This is a genomic window from Tabrizicola soli, assembly GCF_015999335.1.
In the GTDB taxonomy this organism is placed as follows: Bacteria; Pseudomonadota; Alphaproteobacteria; order Rhodobacterales; family Rhodobacteraceae; genus Tabrizicola; species Tabrizicola soli.
This window is the reverse complement of sequence record NZ_JAEACP010000049.1, coordinates 1-3,806: the sequence shown is the minus strand read 5'-3', so window position 1 is coordinate 3,806 and position 3,806 is coordinate 1. Positions and strand designations below refer to the sequence as shown.

Here is a 3,806-nt window from a genome sequence, read left to right as displayed (position 1 = left end):
TACCTCAACGATGACGACAGCTGGCTGAGGATTTCCCACCAGCAAACTGCGGTGACTTGAGAAGCGCAGAGGCAATCAACCTTCCGCAGGCGCCGGGGCTAACCTGCGTCAGTGCGGCGTGGCGCTGACATCGGCTAGTTGAGTCGTGCCCGCCGAACATTCGGTGGTGCATTTTTCCGAGTACCCGAGAAGCGTGTGGGCGTGTCGATCCCCAAAGGTCGGCATGTCGACACGCTTCTTATTCTCGGATCGTCCAGGAAAGGACAATCCCAATGACTCCCGAACAGACCAAGACCGCCGAGAAGATGACCTCCGTGAAAGCCGCATGGGACAAGGCACCCGCTGGTCCGAAGAAGGATGCGGCGCTGAAGCACTACCAAGCAGCCGAGAAGGCCAACACCGCGAAGAACGACGCCGAGACCAACAAGGAACTCGATGCGGCGACCCACGCCCTCGCGTAACCTCCGGCGTCTGACGTGAACACTGGGGCCGCCTGCCGAGCAAGGGAGGGCGGCCCTCTCATTTCAGTAGCGGCCCAGTCTGGTCCAGATATTCCGGATCGAACTCGGCAAGGTCTACCAGCCCACCATAGTCGTGAAACGTAACGCGGCCGTCCCGAAAGGTGACCAGTCCACTCTCGCGAAGCTGCCGCAGGACGCGGTTCACATGGACCGCGCTCAACCCCAGCGTATCGGCGAGGTGGTATTGCGTCAGAGGGCAGTCGAATCCTTCCTTGCTGCCTATTCCAACCAGCGCAAGCCTCGATCCCAGTTCGAGCAGGAAATGCGCCATTCGGGCGTCCGCATCACGCCGACCGATCCCGACCAGATGCTCCACGACCATCGCTTCGTCCCTTGACGCTGCCCAGAGTATGGCGGTCGCGAGGCGCGGCGTCCGCGCGAAGGCATCGATAAGGTCGCTCGCCAGCACTTCGGCGGCCTCGATGTCAACGATGGGTTCGAAGCTGTGATCCGAAGTGCGCAACAGGACGCTGCGCAATCCCAGAAAATCCCCCGGAACCTGGAAATCCACGATCTGCCGCGTCCCGTCGGCCTGGAGCTTGTAGGAACAAACCCAACCCGACGACAGAATGTACGCGGCTTGAGCCGACTGCCCCTGATGCACCATGTCATGCCCCGCGACGAATGAGCGACGACGCTCATGCAGTCGTTCAAGCACGACCAGCTCGACCTCCGACAGGGCGACGAAGGCGGAGAGCTTGCGTGTCAGGGGGCTGTGTTCGGCTGATGTCATGAAGGCTCCCGGCGTGCCGTGACCCAGGAGCGGAAATCGGTCCGGACACTGCTCTGGATCAGTCCAGCATAGAGCACTTCCTGCGAGAAGTACGGATGTATCTGAAACTCGCCTTCCACGGGGATCACGATGCCAAGGAAGGGACGCCAGATGTCGACTGCGAGCGAACATGCAGGCCAGGCCGCCCTGTCAATCTGCGAGGCGCTCCTGCTTGCCTTGAACGATCGCGGGGTGCTGCCGGAGCAAGAGATTGTGGGGGTTCTGCGCGACGCCGCGGCGACCCATGAGAATGCCGTTGGCACTGAACTCGAAATGGAAAGGCACCGGGCCGTCGCCGAAATGATCAACGCGATCATCGCGGGCGGAAACTCGGTTCGACGGCCGTGAACCGCTCGGGACGGGGGTGTCGATCCGAATTCTCGGAGTGGAGACACAATAGGTAACGGCGGACCTGCGCACAATGCAGCCGGGCATTCGACCCGGCCAGTTCCGCCAACCAAACCTCGACAAGGAGCACATCGATGTCATTCACTCCCCTCCATGACCGGGTGCTCGTTCGCCGTATCGAAGGCGACGAGACGACCAAGGGCGGCCTCATCATTCCAGATACTGCCAAGGAGAAGCCTCAAGAAGGCGAAGTCGTCTCCGTTGGCGCCGGAGGAAGGCGCGAGGACGGCGAGCGCATCCCGATGGACGTCAAGGCCGGCGACCGGATCCTGTTCGGAAAATGGTCCGGGTCAGAGATCAAGCTCGATGGTGAAGACCTTCTGATCATGAAGGAGAGCGACATTCTCGGCGTGATCGCCTGAGTCCGAAACCTTTCACGTCAACCTCAGCCTCAGGAACTCACACCATGTCCGCCAAGGAAGTTCGATTCAGTACCGACGCCCGCGACCGAATGCTAAAAGGCATCAACACGCTGGCAAATGCCGTCAAGATAACCCTCGGCCCAAAGGGCCGAAACGTCATTCTCGATAAATCCTGGGGTGCGCCGCGCATCACCAAGGACGGTGTGACCGTCGCCAAGGAGATCGAGCTTTCGGATCATTTCGAGAATATGGGCGCCCAGATGGTCAAGGAGGTCGCGCAGCGCACGAACGACGAGGCCGGCGACGGAACCACCACGGCAACCGTACTCGCTCATGCGATTGTCCGGGAAGGTATGAAGTCGGTTGCGGCCGGCATGAACCCGATGGATCTCAAACGCGGAATCGACAGGGCGGTGGCCGCAGTCGTGGCCGAGATCAAGACCATGTCCAGACCGGTCGGTGATAGCGACGAGATCGCCAAGGTCGGGTCCATCTCGGCCAACGGAGAACTCGAGATTGGTCGGCAGATCGCCGACGCGATGGCCAAGGTCGGCAAGGAAGGCGTGATCACCGTCGAGGAAAACAAGGGGTTGGAGACCGAGACCGAAGTGGTCGAAGGCATGCAGTTCGACCGCGGCTATCTGAGCCCCTATTTCGTCACGAATGCTCAGAAAATGGTCGTCGAGCTGGAAGACTGCGTCGTCCTGCTTCACGAAAAGAAGCTGACCTCTCTCATATCCATGGTGCCGTTGCTGGAGGCTGTGATTCAGGCCGAGAAGCAACTTCTGATCGTGGCCGAGGATATCGAGGGCGAGGCGCTGGCGACGCTGGTCGTCAACAAGCTGCGCGGCGGATTGAAGGTGGCGGCCGTCAAGGCACCGGGCTTCGGGGATCGCCGCAAGGCGATGATGGAAGACATCGCCGTGCTGACGGGCGGTCAGGTGATTTCCGTTGAAATGGGCACTAAGCTGGAGAACGTCACCATGGACATGCTCGGGTCCGCCAGAAAGGTCACGATCACCAAGGATGACACGATGATTATCGACGGTGCCGGCGACAAAGGTGCTATCGCGGCGCGCGTGACGCAGATCCGGGCGCAGGTCGAGGACACCACCTCGGACTACGACAAGGAGAAGCTGCAGGAACGGCTCGCCAAGCTTGCCGGTGGCATTGCCGTGATCCGGGTCGGCGGGGCAACCGAGATCGAGGTGAAGGAGCGCAAGGACCGCGTCGACGACGCGCTGAACGCCACCCGCGCTGCGGTTCAGGAAGGTGTCGTGCCCGGCGGCGGCGTGGCCCTGGTTCACGCTGGCAAGGTGCTCGCGACGCTGGAGGGTGAGAACAATGATCAGGATGCCGGCATCAAGATCGTCCGCCGCGCGATCCAGGCACCGCTGCGCCAGATCGCCGAAAATGCCGGGGTCGACGGATCGGTTGTGGTTGGAAAGGTGATCGAGAACGACAGCCCAAACTTCGGTTTCGACGCTCAGGCCGAAAAATACGGCGACATGCTGAAGGCCGGTGTCATCGATCCGACGAAAGTCGTTCGGATCGCACTGGAAAACGCCGCGTCCATTGCCGGGCTATTGATCACGACCGAAGCGATGGTCGCGCAAAAGCCCGAGAAGGCCGGTGCCGGCAGCGAAATGCCCGACATGGGCGGAATGATGTGAACGGCGGCGTCCCGCGGGCAGGAGCCCCCGGACACCAATCCACGGTGTTAATGAAAACAAACACCGAGCA

Annotated in this window: 5 protein-coding genes; 4 read left to right on the top strand and 1 reads right to left on the bottom strand. The window is 61.1% G+C overall.

The genetic code is table 11. The features are described from left to right. Window positions 1-272 precede the first annotated feature (272 nt). Window positions 273-461: a hypothetical protein gene (locus tag I7S92_RS22920; RefSeq protein ID WP_149139751.1), complete on the top strand. Its 189-nt coding sequence runs from the start codon at window positions 273-275 to the stop codon at window positions 459-461. 58 nt (window positions 462-519) lie between these two features. On the opposite strand, the gene I7S92_RS22915 is transcribed toward I7S92_RS22920, so the two are convergent. Further along, on the bottom strand, window positions 520-1,254 hold the full coding sequence (locus I7S92_RS22915) for a Crp/Fnr family transcriptional regulator (RefSeq protein WP_197647808.1): 735 nt from the start codon (window positions 1,252-1,254) through the stop codon (window positions 520-522). Window positions 1,255-1,404: 150 nt separating this feature from the next. Here I7S92_RS22915 and I7S92_RS22910 point away from each other — a divergent pair, with 150 nt between their 5' ends. The 3 genes from I7S92_RS22910 (at window position 1,405) to groL (ending at window position 3,736) form a co-directional block, all read left to right on the top strand. Continuing rightward, on the top strand, window positions 1,405-1,641 hold the full coding sequence (locus I7S92_RS22910) for a hypothetical protein (protein WP_197647807.1): 237 nt from the start codon (window positions 1,405-1,407) through the stop codon (window positions 1,639-1,641). A 134-nt stretch (window positions 1,642-1,775) separates the two neighbouring features. After that, a complete protein-coding gene (locus tag I7S92_RS22905) occupies window positions 1,776-2,063 on the top strand; it encodes a co-chaperone GroES (protein ID WP_062563235.1) in 288 nt (95 codons plus the stop codon). Between the two features lie 44 nt (window positions 2,064-2,107). Further along, the gene (gene groL, locus I7S92_RS22900; RefSeq protein WP_197647806.1) at window positions 2,108-3,736 is read left to right on the top strand and encodes a chaperonin GroEL; all 1,629 of its coding nucleotides are present in this window, start codon (window positions 2,108-2,110) and stop codon (window positions 3,734-3,736) included. The last annotated feature ends 70 nt before the right edge of the window (window positions 3,737-3,806 follow it).